General features: G+C 69.0%; 23 protein-coding genes and 1 riboswitch. Of the genes, 10 read left to right on the top strand and 13 right to left on the bottom strand.

Going from position 1 to position 23654, the window contains the following annotated elements; translation table 11 throughout:
• Positions 1-170 precede the first annotated feature (170 nt).
• Both AC3WTD_RS06990 and AC3WTD_RS06985 read left to right on the top strand, forming a co-directional pair.
• Positions 171-662, top strand: coding sequence for an Mpo1 family 2-hydroxy fatty acid dioxygenase (locus tag AC3WTD_RS06990; RefSeq protein WP_027492944.1), 492 nt, complete (start codon positions 171-173; stop codon positions 660-662).
• On the top strand, positions 659-1066 hold the full coding sequence (locus AC3WTD_RS06985) for a hypothetical protein (protein ID WP_027492943.1): 408 nt from the start codon (positions 659-661) through the stop codon (positions 1064-1066). The genes AC3WTD_RS06990 and AC3WTD_RS06985 overlap by 4 nt, the downstream gene beginning before the upstream one ends.
• Before the next feature lie 45 nt (positions 1067-1111).
• Here the strand turns inward: AC3WTD_RS06985 and AC3WTD_RS06980 are convergent, their stop codons facing one another.
• The 3 genes from AC3WTD_RS06980 to AC3WTD_RS06970 form a co-directional block, all read right to left on the bottom strand.
• The gene (locus AC3WTD_RS06980; RefSeq protein ID WP_027492942.1) at positions 1112-1540 is read right to left on the bottom strand and encodes a hypothetical protein; all 429 of its coding nucleotides are present in this window, start codon (positions 1538-1540) and stop codon (positions 1112-1114) included.
• A gap of 118 nt (positions 1541-1658) precedes the next feature.
• Complete coding sequence (locus tag AC3WTD_RS06975) at positions 1659-3794, bottom strand: beta-agarase (protein ID WP_492613335.1); 2136 nt, start codon at positions 3792-3794, stop codon at positions 1659-1661.
• Between the two features lie 109 nt (positions 3795-3903).
• Complete coding sequence (locus tag AC3WTD_RS06970) at positions 3904-5235, bottom strand: APC family permease (protein ID WP_027492940.1); 1332 nt, start codon at positions 5233-5235, stop codon at positions 3904-3906.
• A gap of 173 nt (positions 5236-5408) precedes the next feature.
• A riboswitch (S-adenosyl-L-homocysteine riboswitch) is annotated at positions 5409-5484 on the top strand.
• 17 nt (positions 5485-5501) lie between these two features.
• Between AC3WTD_RS06970 and AC3WTD_RS06965 the strand changes: the two genes are divergently transcribed.
• The 4 genes from AC3WTD_RS06965 to AC3WTD_RS06950 all read left to right on the top strand — a co-directional run bounded on the left by AC3WTD_RS06965 (position 5502) and on the right by AC3WTD_RS06950 (position 8914).
• A complete protein-coding gene (locus AC3WTD_RS06965) occupies positions 5502-6416 on the top strand; it encodes an ATP-grasp domain-containing protein (RefSeq protein ID WP_027492939.1) in 915 nt (304 codons plus the stop codon).
• Positions 6406-7368: a putative bifunctional lysylphosphatidylglycerol flippase/synthetase gene (locus tag AC3WTD_RS06960; RefSeq protein WP_051257577.1), complete on the top strand. Its 963-nt coding sequence runs from the start codon at positions 6406-6408 to the stop codon at positions 7366-7368. Before AC3WTD_RS06965 ends, AC3WTD_RS06960 begins: the two co-directional genes overlap by 11 nt.
• A 46-nt stretch (positions 7369-7414) precedes the next feature.
• A complete protein-coding gene (gene dinB / locus AC3WTD_RS06955; RefSeq protein ID WP_235642524.1) occupies positions 7415-8509 on the top strand; it encodes a DNA polymerase IV in 1095 nt (364 codons plus the stop codon).
• 126 nt (positions 8510-8635) lie between these two features.
• Positions 8636-8914 (top strand): hypothetical protein, encoded by a 279-nt coding sequence (locus AC3WTD_RS06950; protein ID WP_027492936.1) that lies wholly within the window; start codon positions 8636-8638, stop codon positions 8912-8914.
• A gap of 77 nt (positions 8915-8991) precedes the next feature.
• Here AC3WTD_RS06950 and AC3WTD_RS06945 read toward each other — a convergent pair whose 3' ends face one another.
• Both AC3WTD_RS06945 and AC3WTD_RS06940 read right to left on the bottom strand, forming a co-directional pair.
• Entirely contained in the window at positions 8992-9618 is a 627-nt protein-coding gene (locus AC3WTD_RS06945) for a trimeric intracellular cation channel family protein (protein ID WP_027492935.1), read from the bottom strand.
• A 57-nt stretch (positions 9619-9675) separates the two neighbouring features.
• Entirely contained in the window at positions 9676-10002 is a 327-nt protein-coding gene (locus tag AC3WTD_RS06940) for a DUF6249 domain-containing protein (protein ID WP_027492934.1), read from the bottom strand.
• 123 nt (positions 10003-10125) lie between these two features.
• Here AC3WTD_RS06940 and AC3WTD_RS06935 point away from each other — a divergent pair, with 123 nt between their 5' ends.
• Both AC3WTD_RS06935 and AC3WTD_RS06930 read left to right on the top strand, forming a co-directional pair.
• On the top strand, positions 10126-10704 hold the full coding sequence (locus AC3WTD_RS06935) for an RNA polymerase sigma factor (protein WP_492613334.1): 579 nt from the start codon (positions 10126-10128) through the stop codon (positions 10702-10704).
• Positions 10701-11177, top strand: coding sequence for a hypothetical protein (locus AC3WTD_RS06930; protein WP_027492932.1), 477 nt, complete (start codon positions 10701-10703; stop codon positions 11175-11177). Before AC3WTD_RS06935 ends, AC3WTD_RS06930 begins: the two co-directional genes overlap by 4 nt.
• Before the next feature lie 78 nt (positions 11178-11255).
• On the opposite strand, the gene dapB is transcribed toward AC3WTD_RS06930, so the two are convergent.
• The 3 genes from dapB to aceF are packed head-to-tail and all read right to left on the bottom strand — an operon-like array spanning position 11256 to position 15315.
• Complete coding sequence (gene dapB / locus AC3WTD_RS06925) at positions 11256-12056, bottom strand: 4-hydroxy-tetrahydrodipicolinate reductase (protein WP_027492931.1); 801 nt, start codon at positions 12054-12056, stop codon at positions 11256-11258.
• A 49-nt stretch (positions 12057-12105) separates the two neighbouring features.
• Complete coding sequence (gene lpdA / locus AC3WTD_RS06920; RefSeq protein ID WP_492613333.1) at positions 12106-13920, bottom strand: dihydrolipoyl dehydrogenase; 1815 nt, start codon at positions 13918-13920, stop codon at positions 12106-12108.
• A gap of 15 nt (positions 13921-13935) precedes the next feature.
• A complete protein-coding gene (aceF, locus tag AC3WTD_RS06915; RefSeq protein WP_492613332.1) occupies positions 13936-15315 on the bottom strand; it encodes a dihydrolipoyllysine-residue acetyltransferase in 1380 nt (459 codons plus the stop codon).
• Between the two features lie 227 nt (positions 15316-15542).
• Here aceF and AC3WTD_RS06910 point away from each other — a divergent pair, with 227 nt between their 5' ends.
• Both AC3WTD_RS06910 and AC3WTD_RS06905 read left to right on the top strand, forming a co-directional pair.
• Positions 15543-16427 carry an ABC transporter ATP-binding protein gene (locus tag AC3WTD_RS06910; protein ID WP_492613331.1) on the top strand — a complete coding sequence of 295 codons (885 nt, stop codon included), beginning with the start codon at positions 15543-15545 and terminating at the stop codon, positions 16425-16427.
• Between the two features lie 133 nt (positions 16428-16560).
• Positions 16561-20169, top strand: a complete 3609-nt coding sequence (locus AC3WTD_RS06905; RefSeq protein WP_492613330.1) for an ABC transporter permease/M1 family aminopeptidase — start codon at positions 16561-16563, stop codon at positions 20167-20169.
• A gap of 160 nt (positions 20170-20329) precedes the next feature.
• Here AC3WTD_RS06905 and AC3WTD_RS06900 read toward each other — a convergent pair whose 3' ends face one another.
• From AC3WTD_RS06900 to AC3WTD_RS06880, 5 genes are all read right to left on the bottom strand, one after another.
• On the bottom strand, positions 20330-21196 hold the full coding sequence (locus AC3WTD_RS06900; RefSeq protein ID WP_492613329.1) for a mechanosensitive ion channel family protein: 867 nt from the start codon (positions 21194-21196) through the stop codon (positions 20330-20332).
• 70 nt (positions 21197-21266) lie between these two features.
• Positions 21267-21575, bottom strand: a complete 309-nt coding sequence (locus AC3WTD_RS06895) for a DUF2845 domain-containing protein (RefSeq protein ID WP_027492926.1) — start codon at positions 21573-21575, stop codon at positions 21267-21269.
• A 135-nt stretch (positions 21576-21710) separates the two neighbouring features.
• The gene (locus AC3WTD_RS06890; RefSeq protein ID WP_492613328.1) at positions 21711-22286 is read right to left on the bottom strand and encodes a DUF924 family protein; all 576 of its coding nucleotides are present in this window, start codon (positions 22284-22286) and stop codon (positions 21711-21713) included.
• 12 nt (positions 22287-22298) lie between these two features.
• Entirely contained in the window at positions 22299-22739 is a 441-nt protein-coding gene (locus AC3WTD_RS06885) for a ferritin family protein (RefSeq protein WP_027492925.1), read from the bottom strand.
• A 97-nt stretch (positions 22740-22836) separates the two neighbouring features.
• Positions 22837-23589 (bottom strand): DUF2884 family protein, encoded by a 753-nt coding sequence (locus tag AC3WTD_RS06880; RefSeq protein ID WP_027492924.1) that lies wholly within the window; start codon positions 23587-23589, stop codon positions 22837-22839.
• Positions 23590-23654: the final 65 nt, after the last annotated feature.

The raw sequence follows: 23654 nt of genomic DNA, 5'->3' as shown, positions 1-23654 counted from the left end.
TCCCCCCCCCCCCCCCCCCCCCCCCCCCCCCCCCCCCCCCCCCCCCCCCCCCCCCCACGACCGAAGGAAGTTCCTTGTGGACAGGGTGCGCTCCTACACTTGCTCTCTGCTTGCGACGGCCGCCGCCGGCGTGCTGCTATTGCAGGCCTGACCCATGGGGGGAACGCACCATGACCACGCGAGCCGCAAACCAGCGCAGCATGCAGGACTGGCTCGACAGTTACAGCGGCGACCATCAAAACCCGACCAACCGGTTGTTCCACTGGCTCTGCGTGCCGCCGATCGTGTGGTCGGTGATCGCGCTGCTGTGGGCGATTCCGGTACCGGCCGCATTCGCCCGGCCCGGCGCCTGGGCGGTGCTGGTGATGGTGCTGGCGTTCTACTGGTACTGGAAGCGCTCGCACCGGCTGGCCATCGCGCTGCTGATCGCATTTGCCCTGCTCGGCCTGCTCACCAACTTCCTGTATGGGCGACTCGGCCCCACGCAGCTGTGCTGGCTCGCGGTCGGCGTATTCGTGGTCGCCTGGATCGGCCAGTTCATCGGGCACAAGTTCGAGGGACGCAAGCCCAGCTTTCTCACCGACCTGGCCTACCTGCTGATCGGCCCGGCCTGGCTGATGGCCAAGCTGCTGCGCAAACTGGGATTCAAGCAAGTCACATGACCACCCTGCTTACCGTGATCAGCAGCCTGCTCTGGTGGGTGCTGTACAGCAGCATGGCTGCGCTGGTGTTCGCCCTGATCGGCTGGTCGGTGCTGCGCTGGGCCGAACGCTGCGCGGTGGTGTTCAACCGCATCTACCTCGCCTGCCTGCTGTGGACCCTGCTCGGCCTGCTGCTGGTGGTCGGCGTGGCCGCTTACGAAGGCCACCTGCATCCGCCCTACGGCGCGCTGCTGAGCTCCGGCCTGCTGCGCTGGATGCTGGTGCTGGACATGCTGATCGGCAGCGTGCTGTTGTGGCGGCTGGTGCCGCGCATCGACGCCCGCCGCATCCGCCCCGGCAGCGCCTGCATGGCGGTGGCGGTGATCATGGCGATCAGCTTCGGCGTGGCCACCAGCCTGGCCTGAGATCCGTGAAAACGCGCGGGGCGGATTGCCCGCCCCGCGCACGACTCATGCGTGCGCCAGCATGCTGCCGAAGAACACCGCCATGATGCCGAAGATGATCACCCCCAGCACGATGCCGATCACGCTGTAGACCAGCTGCACCATGCACGCCTTGCCGTAGCCGATCTGGCTGCCGTTCTGCGCCAGCAGCAGATAGTTCACCACGGCGGCGCCGACCAGGAAATTCACGATCAACGACAACAGCCCACCGGCGGCCCCATGCATCACCATGCCCACGACCACCATCGCAATGGCCACCGCAATCCAGGTCAGCACCAGCGCACCGATCGCGCGCAGGTAGGACGGCATGTAGCCGACCACCAGCCGGAACGACACGCTCAGCACCAGCGCCGCCAGCAGGATGCCGACGACGATCATCACCAGCATCCCGAACAACCCCATGCCGGCCAGTGCGGCCAACGAAGAAGTACCCATACAACCCCCTGGTCAGTGGAAGGAAACCGCCCGTCGGCATCCCCATGCCGTCCGCTCTCCCCGGCGGTCGCGCCAGCCTAACCGATGGCCACGCTGGCGTCTCCCGCGGCGAGAGTGTTCAGCGCCCTCCCCGCACCTGCTGGTTTGCCATGCGCACCGCCTCCACGAACCCGCCGAACGGGATGTCGGTGATCCCCACCAGCCCGAAGTGGCTGTTCTCGCCGTCGAGCAGGCGGCCGGTGACGGGCTGGTCGGCGTAGTCGAACCAGTGCGCACCAACGATGTTCGGATCGCTTGCCGCCGCGGCGACAAACTTCGCATAGGCTTCGCCGCGCTGTTGCTCGTTCCAGACGGCCACCGGTCCCGCACCGAACGGGCCGCGGTCGGTCGAGCCGAACGCGAATTCGCCGATCAGCACGGGCTTGTCGAGCGCGTGCAGCGCGGCGAGGTCGAGGCCGTGCTGCGGCAAGTCGGCGTAGACGTTGAAGCTGAGCACGTCGCAGTACGCGGCGCAGGCGGCGACGGCCTCGGGCGTACGCACCGCGAAGCGGCCGCCGAGGAACAGGTGGTGCGGGTCGTGGCGACGTATCGCTTCCGCAACGATACGGAAATAGGTGTCCGCATAGCGCCGCAGCCAGGCGCCGTAGTCACGGGCGATCGCCGGATGCGCCTCGTTCGGCGCAGGTGCGGCGAAGCCGGTGGCGTCGAGCGCGCCCCATGAGGCGAGCGCGATGCCCCACGCCGCGGCCAGCTGCGCCGGCGTGCGGTACTTCGCCCTGAGCTCGGCGATGAACGCCTGCTTGGCGGGGCTGCTCGCGTCGCCGGCCAGCGTGCCCAGCGCCAGGCCCCAGCGGCCTTGCAGGCCGCTGCCGGCCCAGGCCAGTTCGTTGTCGGCGAAGTAGCCGAGCAGCCACGGATCGTCGCGCACGCCGGCGCTGGCCTTGATCACTGCACGCTCGGCGGCCTGCGCAAAGCGCGGATCGAACGGATCGGGCATGCGGCCCCAGTAGTCGTAACCGCTGGAAACGTTCGCGTAGTCGCCGCCAATGTCGATCGAGCGCGTGTAGGCAAGGCGATGCGCCTGGCCCGGCGCGTCGTCGCTCCAGTTGCCGAGGGTGTTGAAGCCCCAGGCCGACAGGCGCTGCAGTGCGCGCGTGCGCCATGCGGCCAGCCAGTGCTTGCCGTCGACGCGGTACAGGTTCGCCGCGTAGAAGTCGAACCAGCGGCCGTGGTGGTAGCCGATGCCGCGGCTGGCGCCCTGCTCCGGGTTGCGGTTGTCGTCATGACCGTAGAACGCCGTCCATTCGCCGCCGTCCAGCGGCAGGTCGCGGAACATGAACTCACGGCCCTCGACGTAGCTGCGCCCACCGTCGGTGATCACCGCGTTGACGCCGAGCGAGAAGAACGCATGGCCGTCGGGTGTCACCAGATGCCAGCGGCCACCGCGTTTCTGTGCGTGGAACCAGCCGGTGCGTTCCAGGCTTTGGACGTCCAGACGTCCGCCGTAGCGATCCAGCCCCACCGGCTTCGACTCCGCCGTGGCCGCCCGCACGGCGGTGCGCAGCGCCTCGTCGGTGTCGATCTTCTCCGGCCCGCGCCCGCGCACGTACTGTCCGTAGCGGTCGACGATGCCGGCGTAGGCCTCGTGCAGGGTGACCTCGCCTGGCACGGCGTCGATCGTGCCCAGCAGCAGGGTCTGCGCGGCCTGCGGTGCCGGCATGGCGAGGGTGACCGCGCGCACCGCGCGCAGGTCGAGCGCACCCTCTACCGTAGTCGCCAGTAAAATGCGTTGCCCGTGCGCGTCGTACGGCATCGGCGGCCCGGCCTGCATGCCTTGCGCGCGCGGCGAGGTGGCGTGCAACGGCAGCACCACGGTCTGCGCGGGGCCGGCCGGCACCTCCACACTGGCCTGCAGACGCTGGCCTGCCGCGGTGCCGTCGACGGCGATCTGCAGCGTCACCGCCCACGGCATCGCGTTCTGCACGCGCAGGCGCAGCTCACCACGGCCCGACCAATCCCATGCACCGCTCGCCGGCGCGATCACGAGCTGCGGCTGCGCCGCCGGCTGGAACGCGTAGCGCTGTTGCGCCACACCGTCGGCGGCGCGTTCGGTGCCGCCGATGCGCTGCACGTGGTCGAGGCTGATGCGGACCCTGGCATTGCGCGCCGTCAGGTCGGCCACGCCCGGTGCTGTAGTGGCGTAGCAGGCACCGAGACCGCACAGGCCCAGCCAGATCCATGCATGACGTTTCATCATCGACATCCTCGCGTGAACCGGCTTTGTAGGGTGGGCACTGCCCGCCGCTCCTGCATTACGGAGCCTGGAGCCGGCGGGCCGTGCCCGCCCTACGCAGCGTAATGCCTCACGCCGGCTGGCGGCGCGTCCAGCGCTGCCAGCCGTAGTACACCGGCACGCCCAGCGCGATGATCAGCAGGCTCATGCCGGCGTCGCCCGGCGCGTGGATGGCGCTGGCCACGATCACGCCGAACACGGTGATCACGAAGATCAGCGGCAGCAGCGGATAGAACGGCACCTGGTACGGCGCCGGCTGGTCGATGAAATGTTTGCGGTACCAGAACAGCGTGCCGATGCCGAACACGTGGCCCAGCCACTCACCCACCGTGGTGTAGTTGAGCAGCTGGTTGAAGCTGCCGGAATAGGCCAGCACCGCCGCCCACGCGCCGAGCAGGACCAGCGCGACCTGCGGCGCGCGCGTGCGCGCATCGACGTGGCCCGCGGCACGGAAGAACACGCCGTCCGCACCCATCGTCTGCAGCACCCGCGCGCCGCCGGCGATCGCGATGGCGCAGTAGCCGAAGGTGGAGCAGGCGATGCCGACGGCGATCACGGTGGCGCCTTGCTCGCCGAACAGCCGGCGCATCAGGTCCGCCGCCGGCGCCTGGCTGGCGGCGAGGCCGGCATGGCCCAGGCCCGCCAGGTAGGCGAAATTGGCCAGCAGGTAGCAGATCACCACGCCGGCCATGCCCAGGCCCAGCGCATGCGGCAGCGTGTGCTGCGGGTTGCGCACTTCACCGGCAAGATCGTTGAGGTAGTGGAAGCCGCCGTAGGTGAACAGCACCGGCAGCAGCGCGCCGACGAACGACCACGGCGACACGGGCGGCGCCGCGTCCACCGCCAGCACCGACCCCAGCCGGCCATGCGCCAGCACCAGCCCGGCGACCACCAGCAGCGCGATCGCCGCCAGCTTCAGCACGGTGAATACATTCTGCATCCAAGCGCCGGCACGGATGCCGAACAGGTTGACGCCCACGATGAACACGATCGCACCCACCGCCGCGGGCTTCACGTACAGCTGCGGCAGGCCGAGCGCGGCGCAGAAATACTCGGCGAACATGGTGGCCACCGCGGCCACGCTGCCGGGATAGTTGATCAGCGCCATGGTCCAGCCGAACAGGAACGCCGGCAGCAAGCCGAACGCCTCGCGCAGGTAGACGTAGATGCCGCCCGCCTGCGGTCGGCGCGCGCCCAGCTCGGCGTAGCACAGTACGCCGGCCAGGGTCAGCAGGCCGCCGATCGCCCACAGCACCAGCACTTCCGTACCCGAGGAGGTGTTGCGCGCGACCGTGGCCGGGGTGAGGAAGATGCCCGCACCGATCACGCCGCCGATGACAATCATCGCGGCGTCCCAGGTGTTCAGGCGGCGGGCATAGGCGTTGGCAGGTTCGATCGGCATCCAGCTACCTTGCCATCGTCGATGCGGTCTCCACCAGTCCCGTCTGGCGCGCGCACGCTCCGGCAGCATGCCATCCGGTAAATTGACAAGGCGCGGCCGCACCGGAAAACTGTCGTGGTCGGCACGGCAGGTGCCGTCAGTTTTTGGCGTTGCGGCGATGCCGCCGCGCCATCGCCGTCGAGGGGTGCTGCAGCGGACGCCGTCCGCCACGCTCGATGTGCGAATCCGTCGCAAGGGCGCCCTTTCCGCACACTGGAGACGTCGCCATGCCCATTCCCGCCGCCCCTCGCCGGCTCGCCCTCGCCACTTCCGCGGACCATCCATCGGTTCAACCCGACGACGTGCATCTGGCCGCCACGCTGGAGCAGCTCGGCCTGCCGCCGGCGGTCTGCGTGTGGAATGACCCGGCGGTGGACTGGTCGGCGTTCGACGCGGTGCTGATCCGCACCATCTGGGATTACTTCAGGCACCATGCGGCGTTCCTGCACTGGCTGGACCGGCTCGATGCGCTGGGCGTTCCCACCATCAACGACAGCGCGCTGCTGCGCTGGAACAGCGACAAGCGCTACCTGCTCGAACTGGCACAGCACGGCGTGGCCATCATCCCCACCCGGCTGGCCGATGCCGCAGCGCTGCCCGATACGCTGGCGGCGCTGGCGGGGCAATCGGTGGTGATCAAGCCCAGCGTCAGCGGCAGCGCCTGGCACACGCTGCGCGGCACCGCCGGCGACGCGGCGTTCACCGATGCCGTGGCGCAGCTGCCGCGCGAACGCGACTACCTGGTGCAGCCGTTCATACCGGAAGTGGTCAGCGACGGCGAATGGTCGCTGCTGTATTTCGCTGGCGAATTCGGCCATGCGGTGATCAAGCGCCCGGCCGCCGGCGACTACCGCGTGCAGGGCGAATACGGCGGCAGCGCCGAGCCGGCGCAGCCCGACGCGGCGATCCTGGCCGCCGCCAATCGTGCGCTGGCCGCGCTGGCGGCGCTCGGCCACGGCAACCACGCTTACCTGCGCGTGGATGGCGTGGTCAGCGGCGGGCGCTTCCTGGTGATGGAGCTGGAACTGATCGAGCCGTTCCTGCACCTGGCCGGACATCCGGCGGCGGCACAGCGGCTGGCGCAGGAAGTGGCCGCGCGGATCGACCGCCCGGATGCAGTCGCGGTGGCCCATGCGCGCTGAGCCGCCGCAGCGGCAAGACGACGCCGCGCGTTCGCCGCCGCGCTGGCTGCGGCTGGCCTCGTGGGGCGGTTCGCTGGCGGCGTTCGCATTGGCGGCGTGGTTGCTGCAGCGCTACGTCACCGGGCTGTCGTGGCGCGAGGTGGTGGCCGCCTGGGCGCAGCTGCCGGCGCGGCACATCGCAGCCTCGGTCATCGCTGCGGCGGTGAGCCTGACGATGCTGGCGCTGTTCGACGTGCTGGCGGCGCGCACGGTGGTGGGCGATCGTGTCTCCGCGCGGCTGGCGGCGTTCGCCGGCGCGGTCACCCAGGGCATCTCGAACACGCTGGGCTTCCATGCGATCACCGGCGCGGCACTGCGCTACCGCATCTATGCGGCGGTCGGGTTGGGCGCCGGCGACGTCGCGCGCATCGTGGCCCTGGCCGGGCTCGGCGTGGGGTTGGGTTTCGCCGTGGTGATCACCGGTGCGCTGTGCTGGCAGCCGCAGATCACGCAAGGCTGGGGGCGCTGGCCGGGCATGGCGCTGGCCCTGTTGCTGCTCGCCCTGCTGGGCTGGCTGGCACGACCGCGCACGCTCGCGCTGGGACGGCTGACGCTGCCGCTGCCGGGCGCCAGCACCGCGGCGGCACAGATGCTGATCGGCGGCGTGGAGATGCTCGCCGCGATCAGCGCGCTGTACGTGCTGCTGCCGGCCGGTGCAGCGCCGCCGTTCGTCGATTTCCTGCCGATCTACGTCGGCGCGGTGCTGGCCGGCATCGTCAGCCACGCGCCGGGCGGCCTGGGCGTGTTCGAGACGATCATGCTGGCCTCGTTTCCGCCGGAGGCGCGCGCCGACCTGCTCGCCGCAATGCTGTGCTACCGGCTGACCTACAACCTGCTGCCGTTCGTGCTGGCCAGCGCGGCGCTGGCCGGCTTCGAATGGCGCCTGCGGCGATCGGCGCGGCATCACTGCTGACACCCACCGACGGCGCTCGCCTCTAGAATCGGTGCATCGCCCCGCCATGGTCGTCCGTGTGTCCGCCTCACCGCGCAAGATCCTCCACGTCGACATGGACGCGTTCTACGCGTCGGTGGAGCAGCGCGACGACCCCTCGTTGCGCGGCAAGCCGGTGGCGGTGGCCTGGCGTGGTGCGCGCTCGGTGGTGTGCGCGGCCAGCTACGAGGCACGCGTGTTCGGCGTGCGCTCGGCGATGCCGGCGATCCGTGCCGAGCGGCTGTGCCCGCAGCTGATCTTCGTGCCGCCGGATTTCGTGCGCTACAAGGCGGTGTCGCGGCAGATCCGCGAGATCTTCGCGCGGCACACCGAGCTGATCGAGCCGCTGTCGCTGGACGAGGCCTACCTCGACGTCACCACGACGAAGAGCGCACTGGGCTCGGCCACCGCCACCGCCGAGGCGATCCGCGCGGCGATCCGCGAGGAAACCCGGCTCACCGCCTCGGCCGGGGTGGCGCCGAACAAGTTCCTGGCCAAGATCGCCTCGGATTTCCGCAAGCCGGACGGCCTGTACGTGGTGCGTCCGCAGCAGGTAGTGGCCTTCCTCACGCCACTGCCGGTGGGCCGCCTGCCCGGCGTGGGCAAGGTGATGGAGGCGAAGCTGGCCGTGCTCGGCATCGCCACCGTGGGCGAGTTGCGCGCGTTCGCGCCGGTCGAGCTGGAACAGCGCTTCGGCCGCTGGGGACAGCGCCTGCACGAGCTGTCACGCGGCATCGACGAACGTCCGGTCGAGCCGGAGCGCCCCACCTTGCAAGTCTCTGCCGAGGACACCTTCGAACACGATCTGCGTCTCGACCAGTTGGAGCCGCACATCCGCCGCCTCGCCGACAAGGCCTGGACGGCGCACCTGCGCGAGCGCGGCCGGGTGGCGCGCACGGTAGTGCTGAAGCTGAAGACCGCCGACTTCCACACCCTGACGCGCAGCCTCACCCCGACGCTGCGGCCAGCCTCGGCCACCGAGCTGGCCGACCTCGCCTGCGCCTTGCGCGGGCGCGTCGAACGCCCCGCCGACAGCCTGTACCGGCTGGTTGGCGTGGGCCTGGCCGGCTTCGTCGACGCCGACAGCTACCAGGCGCAGACCGACCTGTTCGAAGTCGGCTGACGCCGGCGCGTGACGCAGCTCTCACGCAATTTCCTGCGCATATCCGCCGTTCATCCTGCCGCCCTGACCCGGCCCTATCGTAATTTCGCCATGCGCCGCATGGCTCAACCCAACCGAGGTTATGTCATGACCAAGACCATCACCGCCGCCCTGATCGCCGCTGCCTTCGCCCTGCCACTGTCGTACGCCCTGGCGGCACCGCAGCACGGCGGTGGCCACACCCCGCCGAGCCCGCCGTCGGCGTCGATGAACCACGACGCGCACGGCGACGCGGTGTCCACCGCCGCGCACGAGGCGAAGGCGGACGACACTAACGTCGGCAAGGCCGTCAGCCAGGTCGCCAACGACAAGAACGAGGGCAAGCACGAGGCCAAGGGCCACGCCAAGACCCACCATAAGCACTGAGTATCTCGTGTCGCGAAGGGGCCGGATCGCGTGATCCGGCCCCTTCGTCTGTCCGCGCCTGCATGCAGCCGCGGGCGTCACGCCTGCGGGTCGCTGCCGAAGCGCGGCAGGTTCCAGTGGAAGTACAGCGACAGGATGCGCAACGCGAAGCACAACAGGATCGGCAGCCAGGTCGCCCACAGCACGGGCCAGTGCAGGTATTCGCCGATCACCGCCAGCGCGGCGCCGGCGAGCGCGGCCAGCGCATAGATCTCCTTCTGCAGCACCACCGACACGCGCGCCAGCAGCACGTCGCGCGCCACGCCGCCGCCGATCGCGGTGACCATGCCAAGCAGGATCGCCACCTCCGCGTTGTGGCCGAACGCCAGCGCCTTGTTCGCGCCGTACACCGCGAACAGGCCCAGCCCCATCGCATCGAACAGGCGCACCGGGTAGGTCAGCCGCTCCACCCAGCGGTACGCCAGGATGGTAAGCAGGGCCGCCACCACCGCGGTGAGCAGGTAGCGCCAGTCGGACAGGCCCGCCGGCGGGATCGCACCGATGCACAGGTCGCGCACGATGCCGCCGCCGCAGGCAGTGATATAGGCGATCGCCAGGATGCCGAACAGGTCGAGGTTGCGGCGCCGGGCCGCAGTGGCGCCGCTGATCGCGAACGCGAACGTACCAGCCAGGTCCACCAGGTTGAACATCAGCCGTTCGTTCATGTGGCCGAACGCTCGCGGGCATGCCGACGGTGCGGCGATGCCGCCATTGAACCAGCTTTAGCCAAGCCTGCGCGAGATCGCGAAGAACGCCAGGTTGCCCACGCCGGTGGCGCCGGCCAGCACGGCGATCAGGCCGGGGGTGACCTCGTGCCAGTCGAACCACTGGATCAGGCCGAAGCCGAGCGCCAGCGCCACCAGCACGATGCCCCAGCGCAGCGAGGAATGGCGCCGGCGCTGATCCTCGTCGCGCAGGATCGAATGGACCAGATCCTCCGAACCACCGGCATCGACCATGTGCCGGCGCACCATGGCGTCGACGCAGACCTTGATCGAGTAGGCGATGCAGACAAACAGGCTGATCGGGATGAGTTCGCCGAAATTCATGGTGCCCTCCTGGTGAATGGACGTCGTGATGGTGGCTGTCGGAAGCATAGATACAGCCGTCCCCACGCCGGTTGCAGCCGACCGCTTGCAACCGCCTGCCGCCTACGCGTATCCCTTGGCTCCATGGATGACATCCGCAGCGACCCCGACCGCGAGCTGGTCGACGCCGTGCTGGCCAACCGGCCGGGCGCGTTCGAACGGCTCGTGCGCGAGTACCAGGGGCTGTGCTGGTACATCATCCAGCGCATGGTGCGCAACCCGGAGGACGCGCGCGAGCTGTGCCAGGACACCTTCCTGCGCGTGCACCAGTGCCTGCACCAGTACCGCGGCGAGAGCGCGCTGAAATCCTGGATCGGCCGCGTGGCCTACACCATCGCGTTGCGCCACCTGCAGCACAAGCGCATTGCGCTGGTCGAACCCGGCGCGGACAACGACTTCGCGCTGGTGGAAAATCTCGGCGATGGCTTCGACCTGGAGGCGGCCTGCGCGGACGCCGAAACAGCGCGCCACCTGCACGCGGCGATCGAGGCCCTGCCGCCGCTGCAGCGCACGCTGCTGACCTTGTACTACCTCGAAGAAACTACCATCCCGGAGATCGCCCAGATCACCGGATTGGCCAGCGGTACCATCAAGAGCCACTTGTTCCGCTCGCGTTTGCGCCTGCGCGGCGCGCTCGAAGCGCGGACCGGAGTTGCAGCATGAACCAGCACACCGACGATGACATTCCTCCCTTCGACGACCCGGCGCACGAGCGCGAATGGCTGGCGCAGGAAAGCGCGATGCGGCGCGAGCGCCTGCAGCTCGATCCCGTCGACGACGATGCGCGCGGCCGGCGCTACCGGCTGCTCGCGCGCGTGCTGCGCGAACCGCTGCCGGAGGCATTGCCGGCGGATTTCGCGCAGCAGGTGGCCGCCCGCGTCGCCAGCGTTCGGCAGCCCACGTCAGTCATCCACTTCGAATTCGCGCTGCTGTTCGCGCTCGCCGCTGCCCTGGTCGCCAGCGCCGGCATCGTCACGGCGATCTACGGTCGCGCCTGGCTGCAGCAGTTCAGCGACCTGCTGCCGCCGTTCCACGCGCCGACGCTCGGCTGGCTGCTGGCCCTGGGCGGCTGCCTCGCCACGTCCTGGCTGCTGGGACGCTGGCATCAGCCACCAACAACCGCAACGCCGTTGTAGGAACGCGCTGGCGCGCGATGCTCTTGCGAATCCCGAATCCCGAATCCCGGACAGAGAGCATCGCCCGCGAGCGGGCTCCTACAGTTCCAGCACGACGTCCAGCCCGCGATGCAGGCCGAGCAAGCCGCCCACCTTGCGGATCGCCAGCAACGCGCCGTCCACGTAGGGCTTCGCGCTGTTGCCGGTGTGGTGGCGGATCGTCAGCGTCTGGTCCGGCATGCCGAAGATCGCCTCGGCGCCGATCACGAAACCTGGCAGGCGCAGCGCATGCACCTGGCTGCCGGCCAGCGTGCCACCGCGCGTCTCGCGCAGGCCGACGGTCCGCTCCAGCGGCACTTCAAGCTGCGGCTGGCGCACCTTGCCCATGCGCGTGGCCAGCTCGCGCACGGTGCCGCTGGGCGCATCCGGCTTGCCAGCGCTGGCGTAGTCGACAAGCTCCCACTGCGGGATCAGCTTTGCCGCCATCTCGGCGAACTTGATCAGCAGCACCGCGGTGAGCGCAAAGTTGCCGCAGGCCAGCACGCCGCGCCGCCGCTCGCGCGCCAGCGCATCGATTTGCGCGTAGTCCTCATCGCTGAGGCCCGAGGTGCCGACCACCACGTGTGCGCCGCGTTCCAGCGCAGCGAGGATGTTCGCCTTCGCGCTGTCCGGATGGGTGTACTCGACGAATATGTCGCAGGGCGCGGCCAACGCTGCGGCCGCACTGGCGTAGACCGGCGCGGCGATCGCCGCATCGCCCAGCGCCATGCCCAGGGGCTGTCCGGCATGCCGCCGCGACACCGCGGCGACCAGGTCCAGATCCGCACTCGCGGCGATACCGCGCGCCAGTTCCGAGCCGGCCCAGCCGGTGGCGCCGGCGAGACATACCTTCAGCGACATGGTCACCTCGTTTGGCGGGCGCACGCCGCGCCGGAGCGCGGCGCAACGATCATTTCTTCTTCGGCAGGTACAGGTCGGTGATGGTGCCTTCGTAGATTTCCGCTGCCATGCCGACCGATTCGCCCAGGGTCGGGTGCGGGTGGACGGTGAGCGCGATGTCGGCCGCCTCGCTGCCCATCTCGATCGCCAGCGCCAGTTCGGAGATCAGGTCGCCGGCGTGCACGCCGACGATGCCGGCGCCGACGATGCGGTGGGTTGCCTCGTCGAAGATCAGCTTGGTGAAACCCTCGGTGCGGTCGATGCCGATGGCGCGGCCCGAGGCGGCCCAGGGGAACTTGCCCACGCCGACCTTCAGCCCCTTTTCCTTCGCCTCGCGCTCGGTCACGCCGACCCAGGCGATTTCCGGGTCGGTGAACGCCACCGACGGGATCACCCGCGCGTCGAAGTGGCTCTTCTGCCCGGCCACTGCCTGCGCCGCGACGTGCGCCTCGTGGGTGGCCTTGTGCGCCAGCATCGGCTGGCCGACCAGGTCGCCGATGGCGTAGATGTGCGGCACGTTGGTGCGCATCTGCGTGTCGACGTTGATGAAACCGCGCTCGGTCACCGCCACGCCGGCCTTGTCCGCGCCGATCTTGTTGCCGTTCGGCGAGCGGCCCACCGCGACCAGCACGCGGTCGAACAGCGTGGTCTCGGGAATGCTGTCGCCCTCGTAGCCGACCTCGATACCCTTCTTGGTGGCCTTGGCGCTGACCACCTTGGTCTTCAGGTGCACGCCCTTGAGCTTGCCACCCAGGCGCTTGGCCAGCGGCTTGATCAGATCGGCGTCGGCGCCGGGGATCAGCTGGTCCATGAACTCGACCACGGTCACCGCGCTGCCCAGCGCCGAGTACACCGTGGCCATTTCCAGGCCGATGATGCCGCCGCCGACGACCAGCAGGTTCTTCGGCACGTCCTTCAGTTCCAGCGCGCCGGTGGAATCCATCACGCGTTCGTCGTCCCACGGGAACGCCGGCAGCTTCACCGACTGCGAACCGGCGGCGATGATCGCGTGCTCGAAGCGAATCAGCTTCACGCCGTCCTTCGTCTGGACTTCCATTTCATGCGGCGACACGAACGTGCCGCTGCCTTCGACCGTGCGCACCTTGCGCGCCTTGGCCATGCCGGCAAGGCCGCCGGTGAGCTGGCCGACCACCTTGCTCTTGAAGCTGCGCAGCTTGTCGATGTCGATTTTTGGTGCACCGAACGTGACGCCGTGCGCGGCCATCGCTTCGGCCTCGTCGATCACCGCCGCGGCGTGCAGCAGCGCCTTGGACGGGATGCAGCCCACGTTGAGGCAGACCCCGCCGAGCGTGCCGTAGCGCTCCACCAGCACGGTGTCGACGCCGAGGTCGGCAGCGCGGAACGCGGCGCTGTAGCCGCCCGGGCCGGAGCCGAGCACGACCAGCTTGCATTCGATGTCAGCCTTGCGGCCGGTGCCGGAAGCCGCCTGCGACGCTTTCCCCTCTCCCTGCGGGAGAGGGTGCCCCGAAGGGGCGGGTGAGGGTTCGGTCGGAGCCGAAGACCTCGCTTCGCCCGTACCCTCACCCCCGGCCCCTCTCCCACTGGGAGAGGGGAGCGAAGCGCCGGCCACCTCCAGCACGGCAATCACCGCACCTTCGGAAACCTCGTCGCCCACCTTGAGCTTCAGCTCCTTGACCACACCGGCGGCGCTGGAGGGAATCTCCATGGTCGCCTTGTCCGACTCCAGCGTGATCAGGCTTTGTTCTTTCGCCACCGTGTCGCCGGCCTTCACCAGCACCTCGATCACCGGCACGTTGTCGTGGCCGCCGATGTCGGGAACCTTGATCTCGATCGTGTTCGCCATGGTCGTCACCTCCGGTCAGAGCAGCAGCCGGCGGATGTCGCCGAGCTGGTTGGCCAGGAAGCTGGCGAAGCGCGCGGCGAGCGCGCCGTCGATCACCCGGTGGTCGTACGACAGCGACAGCGGCAGGATCAGCCGCGGCGCGAATTCCTTGCCGTTCCACACCGGCTTGGTCACCGACTTGGAGACGCCCAGGATCGCCACCTCCGGCGCGTTGACGATCGGCGTGAAGTAGGTGCCGCCGATGCCGCCGAGCGAGCTGATCGAGAAGCAGCCGCCGGACATCTCGGCCGGGCCGAGCTTCTTCTCGCGCGCCTTTTTCGAGATCTCAGCCAGGTCGCGGGCCAGGTCGAGCAGGCCCTTCTTGTCGCAATCGCGGATCACCGGCACCACCAGGCCGTCGGGCGTGTCCACTGCGATGCCGATGTGGAAGAACTTCTTCAGGATCAGCTTCTCGCCGGATTCGTCGAGCGAGGCGTTGAACTGCGGGAACGCCTTCAGCGCGGCCACCACCGCCTTGATCTGGAACACCAGCGGGCTGATCTTGAGGTCCTTGTTCTCGGCGCCGAGCTGCTTGCGGAACGCCTCCATCTCGGTGATGTCGGCGTCCTCGTGCTGGGTGACGTGCGGGATCATCGCCCAGTTGCGCGAGAGGTTCGCGCCGGAAATCTTCTGGATGCGGGTAAGCGGCTTCTCCTCGATCTCGCCGAACTTGGCGAAATCGACCTTCGGCCACGGCAGCAGGTTCAGGCCGCCCACCGAAGCGGCGGCGCCGGCCACCGGACGCGCGCCGGAAGCGAGCGCGTGCTTGACGTAGGTGCTGACGTCCTCGCGCTGGATACGGCCGCCGCGGCCGCTGCCCTTCACCTGCTGGATGTCCACGCCCAGCTCGCGTGCGAACGCGCGGATCGCCGGGCTGGCGTACGGCGCGTCGCCGGGCATCACGATGCTGGCGTCCATCGGCGGGCGCGCCCGCGGCGGCATGTCGCCCTCGGGCGCGTTACCCGGCTGCGCGCCCTGGCCGGCGATCGGCGCGGGTTTCGGTTCGGCGGGAGCGGGGGCTGGCGCGGGAGCGGGGGCTGGTTGCTTCGCCGCTTCGGGCGCACCCTCACCCCTGCCCTCTCCCGGAGCGGGAGAGGGGGACGCGGAGACGGCTGCGCCGTCGATTTCTATAAGGGCGATCACCGCGCCTTCGGACACCTCGTCGCCCACCTTCAGCTTCATTTCCTTCACCGTGCCGGCGAACGGCGCGGGCACTTCCATGGTGGCCTTGTCCGATTCGAGCGTGATCAGGCTCTGCTCCTTCTCCACCCGGTCGCCGGCCTTGACCAGCACTTCGATGACGGGAACGTCCGCGTGGCCGATATCGGGAACGCGGGCTTCTTTGAGGTCGGCCATGGTGACTCCTGCTGGCGATGGCGTACCGCTCGGGGATGGCGGCCGCATACAAGACCTCAATCATAACGAAGGCAGGCCCGATCCGTATCCCCGCAGGCGTTGATCCGGCCGACTTTTCGCCCACCATGCGCTCGCGTATGCATGACCTTGAGCGCAGGCGGGACGGCCGCGCCTTCCCCTAGTCTGGTCGCATCACCCTACCGCACGGGCGGCGCAGGAAACCCCCGATGCTGACCATACGCGAGCTGTCGAAGACCTACGCCAACGGCGTGCGGGCGCTGCGCGGGGTGTCGCTGGACATCCCCAGCGGCATGTTCGGCCTGCTCGGCCCGAAGGGTGCCGGCAAGTCCTCGCTGATGCGCACCATCGCCACGCTGCAGGATCCGGACGAAGGCACGATCCGCCTGGACGGGATGAACCTGCTGGCCGACAAGCAGGCCACCCGCCGCCTGCTCGGCTACCTGCCGCAGGAATTCGGCGTCTACCCGAAGGTGTCGGCCGAGGCGATGCTGGAGCACTTCGCCGTGCTCAAGGGCGTCACCACTAAGGCCGAGCGGCGCGAGCTGGTGGAATCGCTGCTGCGCCAGGTGAACCTGTGGGACGTGCGCAAGCGCAAGCTCGGCACCTACTCCGGCGGCATGCGCCAGCGCTTCGGCATCGCCCAGGCGCTGCTCGGCGACCCGCGCCTGGTGATCGTGGACGAACCCACCGCGGGTCTCGACCCGGAGGAGCGCAACCGCTTCCTCAACCTGCTGGCCGAGATCGGCGAGCGGGTGGTGGTGATCCTGTCCACCCACATCGTGGAGGACGTCACCGACCTGTGCCAGCGCATGGCGATCATCGGCCAGGGCCAGGTGCTGCTCAGCGGCGAGCCGGCCGAGGCGATCCGCTCGCTGGAAGGCCGCGTCTGGCGGCGCACGATCGACAAGGCCGAGCTGGACGGCTACCGCGCCCGCATGAACATCCTGTCCACCCGCCTCGCCGGCGGCCGCACCCTGCTGCACGTGCTGGCCGATGCGTTGCCGGCAGAAGGCTTCGAACCCGTCGCACCCGACCTGGAGGACGTCTACTTCGGCCGCCTGCGCGTGCAGGCCACCACTCGCGCCGCCTGACGGCGCCGATATTCCGCGGTAGGAGCCCGCTCGCGGGCGATGCCTTAGCTTTTGCGAATCCCGAATCCCGAATCCCGGCTTTCAAGGCATCGCCCGCGAGCGGGCTTCTACGACGATCAGACAGGGATCACTGATGTTCTCGCAGTCGACTTTCTTCGAAATACTCCGCTTCGAACTGCACCAGCAGCTGCGCGCGCCGCTGTTCTGGATCGTCGCGGCGGCATTCGGTGCGCTGGCCTTCGCGCTGGCCAGCACCGATGCAGTGCTCGTCGGCGGCGCCAGCGGCAACGTGCTGCGCAATGCGCCGCTGGTGATCGCGCGGCTGCTCGCCGTGCTCACCGTGCTCAGCGTGTTCCTGGTCACGGTGTTCGTGGTCGGCGCGGCGCTGCGCGATTTCGACCAGCGCACATCCGAACTGTTCTTCACCACGCCGATCAGTCGCGGCGCCTACCTCGGCGGCCGCTTCGCCGCCGGCTACCTCGCCGCGCTGGCGGTCATGCTGGCCTGCGCGCTGGGCCTGGCCACTGGCGGGATGATGCCGTGGATCGACGCGACGCGGCTGGGCCCGGCGAGCTGGCACGGCTATGCCTGGGCGTTCGGCGTGATGGTGCTGCCGAACCTGCTGTTCATCGGCGCGCTGCTGTTCCTGCTCGCCACCACCACGCGCTCGCTGCTGGCCACCTATATCGGCCTGATCGTCTACTTCGTGCTGAACGCCGTGGTCGGCCTGCTGAGCCGCGACGTCAACAACCACGCCATGCTCGACCCGTTCGGCGGCCGCACCGTGGCCCTGGTCACGCGCTACTGGTCGGCCGACCAGGCCAACCACGAGCTGCCCGCGCTGGGCGGCGTGCTGCTGTTCAACCGCGTGCTGTGGAGCGCGGTCGGCGTGGCCATGCTGGGCGCCGCTGCCGGGCTGTTCCGGCCGAACCGCGAAGGCCTGCAACTGCCGCGGCGCAGGAAGCGCAGCGAACCGCCGCTGCTGCGCCCGCAGGCCGGCACCGCCGCGCTGGCACTGCCGAAGGTGCGGCTGGCCCACGGCCTGCGCGCACACCTGCTGCAGCTGCGCACGCAGTTCGCGTTCGACACGCTCGGCGTGCTGCGCGGGGTGCCGTTCCTGGTCATGCTGGCGCTGGGGCTGTTCAATCTGATCTTTGCGCTGGCGCTGTCCAGCCAGATCTACGGCACCGCCACCTGGCCGGTGACGCACCAGGTGCTGGAGAACGTGCGCGGCGGCTTCCAGTGGCTGCTGTACATCATCGTCACGTTCTACGCCGGCGAGCTGGTGTGGCGCGAGCGCAGCCAGCGCTCGGCCGAGGTCACCGACGCGTTCCCGGTGCCGGACTGGGTGCCGCTGACCGCCAAGCTGGGCGCGCTGCTGGCGGTGATCGCTGCGTTCCTGCTGATCGGCGCCGTGGTGGGCATCGGCTGGCAGCTGGGCCACGGCTACACGCAGCTGGAACCGGGGCTGTACCTGGCCACGCTGGCGCTGAACGCGATTCCGTTCGCGCTGCTGGCGGTGCTCGCGCTGTTCCTGCAGGTGGTCGCCAACAACAAGTTCCTCGGCTACCTGCTGACCATCGTGTGGCTGGTACTGGGCACGATCGGCTTCGACCTGCTGCACTGGGAACAGAACCTGTACACCTACGGCAACGCGCCGGGGCTGCCGTACTCGGACATGAACGGCTTCGGCCATTTCCTCCGGGCCGTGCTGTGGTTCGACTTCTACTGGGCCTGCTTTGCCGTGGCGCTGCTGGTGCTGGCCGCGCTGTTCTGGGTGCGCGGCACCGGGCAGTCGTGGCGCGAACGCCTGCGCGAGGCGCGCACGCGGCTGCATGCGCCGGCGAAGATCGTGCTGACGCTCAGCCTGCTCGCATTCGCCGCCAGCGGCGCGTGGATCTACTACAACACCAATGCGCTCAACCACTACCGCAGCAGCAGCGACAAGCTGCAGCAGCGCGCCGACTACGAGAAGAAATACGCGAGATACAAGCACCTGCCGCAGCCGCGCATCACCGCGGTGACGGCCGCGGTGGACATCTTCCCGTACCGGCGCCGGCTGGAGATCCGCGGCCGCTACACCCTGGTCAACAAGACCGCCGCGCCGATCGCGGAGCTGCATGTGAACTTCAGCGACGGCTTCACGGTGAAGTCGCTGGCGTTCGCCCCGCACGACACGCTCAGCGCGGACAAGGCGCTCGGCTACGCCATCTACCGGCTGAAGACGCCGCTGTCGCCAGGCGCGTCGATGGCGTTCGACTTCGCGCTGGAATACGCGCCGAAGGGCTTCACCAACAGCCCGGAAGGCAGCTTCCTTGCCCACAACGGCACGTTCTTCAACAACAGCGTGATGCCGCAGTTCGGCTATCAGACGCAGGCGCAGCTCACCGACCGCAACGACCGCCGCAAGTACGGGCTTTCCGCCGAAGTGCCGCGGATGCCGAAACTGGGCGACGAGGAAGCTCGTGCGAACACCTACATCAGCAACGACGCGGACTGGATCGACTTCGACACCACCGTTTCCACCGCGCCTGACCAGATCGCCATCGCGCCGGGCACGCTGCAGAAGGAATGGACAGCCAACGGCCGGCGCTATTTCCACTACGCCATGGCGCAAGACGGGAGGGAGCAGCCGATGCTGCCGTTCTTCTCGTACCTGTCGGCGCGCTACGCGGTGAAGCACGAGGCGCGGAAGGGCGTGGACATCGCGGTGTACTACAACCCCGCGCATGCCTGGAACGTGCAGCGCATGACCCAGGGCGCGAAGGACGCGCTGGACTACTACGACGCGAACTTCACGCCGTACCAGTTCAAGCAGCTGCGCATCCTGGAGTTCCCGAACTACGCCAGCTACGCGCAGTCGTTCGCCAACACCATCCCGTACTCCGAGTCGATCGGCTTCATCGCCGACCTGCGCGACAAGAGCAAGATCGACTACGTCTATTACGTCACCGCGCACGAGGTGGCGCACCAGTGGTGGGCGCACCGGGTGATCGGCGCGAACATGCAGGGTTCGACCATGCTCAGCGAGTCGCTGGCGCAGTACTCCGCGCTGATGGTGATGAAGCACAAGTACGGCGCCGACCAGATGCACAAGTTCCTGAAATACGAACTGGACGGCTACCTGGCCGGCCGCGCCACCGAAAAACTGGCCGAGGAGCCGCTGGCGAAGGTGGAGAACCAGCAGTACATCCACTACAAGAAGGGCTCACTGGTGTTCTACGCGCTGCAGGACTACGTCGGCGAAGGCAGCTTGAACGCGGTGCTCAAGCAGTTCCTGCTCGACAAGGGTTTCCAGCAGCCGCCGTACACCACCTCGCGGGAGTTCATGAATGCACTCAGCAAGGCGCTCGGACCGAAATGGCAGCCGCTGCTGAACGACTTCTTCTGGAAGATCACTCTGTTCGACAACCGCCTCACCGACGCTTACGCGAGGAAGCTGCCCGACGGCCTCTACGAGGTGACCCTGAAACTGCATGCCGGCAAGGTCCACGTGGACGGCACCGGCAAAGAGACCGCGGCGAAGCCGGACATCCCGATCGAGATCGGCGTGTTCGCCGCATCAACGGGCGACGGCAGGGACGGTAGGCCGCTGTACCTGGGAAAGCGCCTGCTGCCCGACGGCGACAGCACGCTCACCGTCACCGTGGACGGCAAGCCCGCCGTGGCCGGCATCGACCCCTACAACGAGCTGATCGACAAGGTCTCCAGCGACAACCGCCGCACCGTCACGCTGCCCTAGGAACGTGGGCGGCAGAAACACAAGCGGCTGCGGCTGCGCCGTTTTGGCCACCTTCCGCGCCGATTTTTGGCCCATAGAACCACTATGGGCCGGCAAACCGTCACGCAAGCTGGCTCAAAACGGCTTTGCCTCGCCTGCTTGGTTTCTACCGCCCACGTTCCTAGGCCCCGCCGGGGCCGGGGTTGCCGCGCACCAGGGTGACTTGCTGCGGCCCCACCGGAATGCTGATCTGCTGCGCGTCGATCTGCCGCTTGATCGCGTGCAGCAGATCGGTCTGCGCGTCCCAGCCGTCGCTGACGAGGGTCCAGCCGCGCAGCACCAGGTTCACCGTCTGCCCACTCAGGTTCTCGATCCACACGCCGGGCGCCGGATCCTGCAGGATGCGCGGGTCTGCCGCCATCAGCTGCCTGATCGCGGCCATCACCTGCTCCGCATCGTCGCGATAGGCGATGCCGAGCTTCAGCTCGAAGCGGCGCGTACCCCGGCGGTTGTAGTTGATGATGGCGTCGCCGCCGACCTTCGCGTTCGGCAGGATCGCCTCGCGGTTATCCGGCAGCAGCAGCTGGGTGTGCATCAGGTTGATGCTCTGCACGGTGCCCTCGGTGCCGCCGGCGCTGACGTAGTCGCCAACCCGGAATGGGCGGAACAACACCAGCAGCACGCCCCACGCCAGGTTGCTGAGCGAGCCCTGCACGGCCAGCCCCACCGCCAGCCCGGCGGTGCCGAGCGCGGCGACCATCGGCGCCGACGGCACGCCCAGCACGCCCAGCGCGGTGACCACCAGCAGGACCACCAGCACGCCGTAGATCAGGTTGCGCAGGAAGCCGCTGAGGGTGGAATCCAGGTTGGCCCGGCCCAGCGCCGCGCGGGCGAAATTGGCCAGCCGGCGCGCCACCCACATGCCGACCAGCAGCACCAGCAGCGCGCCGAGCAGGCGCAGGCCAAGCTGCATCGCCTGGTCGGTGTAGGCGGACGCGTCGCGCATCGCTGCAACGCGCGCCAGCGCTGCGGCGGAGATCTCGAACATCGCCTCGACTCCGGAAGGAACCGCAGCCAGCCTAGCAGGGCAGCGATGAAATCACCGCCAAGCAAGGGTTTCAGAGCCTGCGATCCTCGATCTCGCTGACCCGGCCGTCGACGATGGTCACCACGGTGACGTGGTCGCCGCGGCGATAGCGCCACTGTTCGCCGCCCTGGTGCTGGTCCACCACGCGCACGCCCCCGCGGCGACTGCCATGGCTGCGCGGCTTGCGCGCATGCGATTTCGAGGTGGGCTGGCCGAGCAGCTCGACCACCCGCTCGCGGCTGTCGCCGGCGGTGAGCACCTGGTTGCCCACGCGCAGCGTGCTGGACGCCTGCACGGCGGCGCTGAACGCGAACAAGGCGACGACGAGACGAATGCGCATGACCTGCTCCCTGGTCCGGTTGGAATGATCCGGTTGGAATGATCCGGTTGGAATGATCCGGTTGGAATGATCCGGTTGGAATGATCTGGTTGGAACGATTGCCGTAGCGTCGCAATCCGCGGGCCGCTCCGTGCCTCAGAAACCCGCGTCCGGCTGCGCCAGGTAGTGCAGTTCTTCCGGCGTGCTGGGACGACCGAGCACGGCGTTGCGATGAGGGAAGCGGCCGAAACGCGCGATCACCTGATGATGGCGCCGAGCATAATCCAGGTAATCCTCGAAAAGCGGTCGCCGTTCGGGCTCCACTTCCGCCGCCAGCGCCTCGAACAACGCCACCGAACTCCGCTGCAACGCCAGGTCCTCGGCATGCTCCAGCGGCAGGTAGGCGAACACGCGCTGCACGGCGGGCAGTTGCCGGTCGTCACCACGAGCCAGCCCCGACAGCGCCACGCGCCGCGCGCCGGCGTCCACCGCCCAGGCGCGCGGGTCGTTGCGGTACAGGTTGCGCGGGAACTGGTCGAGCAGGATCAGCAGCGCCAGCCAGCCCGTCGGGGTGTGCGCCCAGTCGTCCAGCCGCCCTTCGGCGGCGGCTTGTGCGACGGCGCCGAAGCGTTCGCGGATCTGTGCGTCGAAGGTGTCATCGGCAACGAACCAGCGGGCGGCATTCGCCTCGGCGAACCAGAAATCCAGCACGTCCTGCGCGATCGTCGGCATCAGCAACCTCGTTCAATAGCGTGCGCTACCGCCCAGACTGTGCATGTCCAGGTGGATGCCGCGCAAGCGCGGCAATTGCCGGCGCAGCACCAGCACCGAGTCCGCCGGCGCCGCGGCGATGGCTTGCTCGAAGCGGCGCAGCAGCATGCTCTCGTCGTGCGCCAGCAGGTGGATCCAGGCATGGTCGCGGCGTGCGGCGGTACGCATCAGCCAGCCGGCCAGATGGCGGCGTACGACACCACGCCAGCTGCCGCGCCGGCACGGCCGGGCGCCACGGTCGGAGAGCGGCGCCTGCAGGTCGGCGACCAGCAGGTCCAGCGTGTGCGCGTTGTCGTTCAGCACCATGCGCAAGCCCGGCTCGCAGGCCGTCGCGGCATGCCGGTAGAGCTGGCGCAGGTCGATGCTGCGCCGGATCAGGGCATTGCAGGTGGAGGTAGGCAACTGCGGCGGCATGCGGGATCGGGGGCCATGGACGGTGCGCCATCCTCGCCCCGGCCCACTTAGCCGCAGATTAACCCCGCGCGAGCAAGCGCCCGCCGATCAGCCTCGCTCATTGTCCGACCTGCAGCAGATTCAGCGGCTGCCCGTTGCCGCCGCGCACGCCCTGCTGCAACGCCGCCAGCCGCTGGATCGACGGGCACAGCGCCTCGACCTGCGGGCGCAACACCTGCAGGCGTGCTTGCAGGCGCGGGCGCAACGCGGTGGCGAGGTCGGCGGCGCGGTCGCGCAGGCTGGCGGCGGCCTGCAGGTCGCCGGCCAGCGCGGCGTTGATCGCCTGCTGGCCGAGGTCGGCCGCCAGCAGCGGCAACAGGTCGCCGGCAATCTGGTTCATCGCCTGGGTGGCGGCGTCGCCCTGCCAGTCGTGCGTGCTCTGGCTGACCGAGATACGCCGCTTCAGCTCGGCCACATGCGCGTCCAGCCGGCGGTTGAACTCGGCGCGGGTATCGGCGCCCAGGCCCATGCCGTCGGCTTCCGCACGCAACGCCTGCGCGGCGATGTCCACGCCGTTGCGCGCCACCGTGCGTACCCGCGGCGCCAGCGCGCGCAGCTCGCGCTCGAACACGGCCAGGCGGTCCTCGTCCTCCGCATTCAACTTCACCACGGCGCCGTCGGTGCGCAGCGCACCGTGCTGCAGCTCAACGTGGAACGGCGCCGACGACGGTCGATCGAACAGCAGGCTGCCCGGCTTCAGGGTGACGTCGTAGCTGCTGCTGGCGTGGCAGGTGGTCGACAGGTCCTGTGCGTGCAGCGAGGCGGCGACGAGGGGCAAGGCGAGCAGCAACAGCAATCGTGGCAGGCGCATGGACGGCTTCCGGATGGATTTTCCCAGCGATAGCCGACGCCGACGCAACCGCTGCTGAACTGGCC

Source organism: Rhodanobacter sp. FW106-PBR-R2A-1-15, assembly GCF_058789735.1.
Note: the sequence above shows the minus strand (reverse complement) of the source record. Positions and strands in the feature narration are given on the sequence as shown.